We start from the raw sequence: 366 nt of genomic DNA, 5'->3' as shown, positions 1-366 counted from the left end.
CGCGTGACGTTGCCGAGCGAGATCACGTAGTTGCCGTGGTTCTTGAAGTTGTCGGGCAGCGCCCAGTTGGGCGTGGTGACCGCGCTGCTCTCGGACAGGAACAGGAAGCGATCTTCGGTCACCTCGACGTTCAACGGCGCACCCTGTTCCTTCCAGTCGGGAAACAGCTCGGTGATCGCGCGCGGGTCCATCACCGCGCCCGACAGGATGTGCGCGCCGATCTCGGAACCCTTCTCGAGCACGCACACGCCGATCTCGGTGCCTTTCTCGGCGGCCAGCTGCTTGAGCCGGATCGCGGCCGACAGCCCGGCCGGGCCGCCGCCGACGATCACGACGTCGTATTCCATCGATTCGCGCGGGCCGTAT

General features: G+C 66.1%; 1 protein-coding gene. It reads right to left on the bottom strand.

Going from position 1 to position 366, the window contains the following annotated elements:
• A partial coding sequence (locus U4Z64_RS37440; protein WP_321822701.1) for an NAD(P)/FAD-dependent oxidoreductase occupies positions 1-366 on the bottom strand: 366 nt, incomplete at both ends.

Origin of the sequence: Burkholderia sp. BCC1996 (assembly GCF_905339955.1) — a bacterium.
GTDB lineage: Bacteria > Pseudomonadota > Gammaproteobacteria > Burkholderiales > Burkholderiaceae > Burkholderia.
This window is presented reverse-complemented; position numbering and strand designations above follow the sequence as displayed.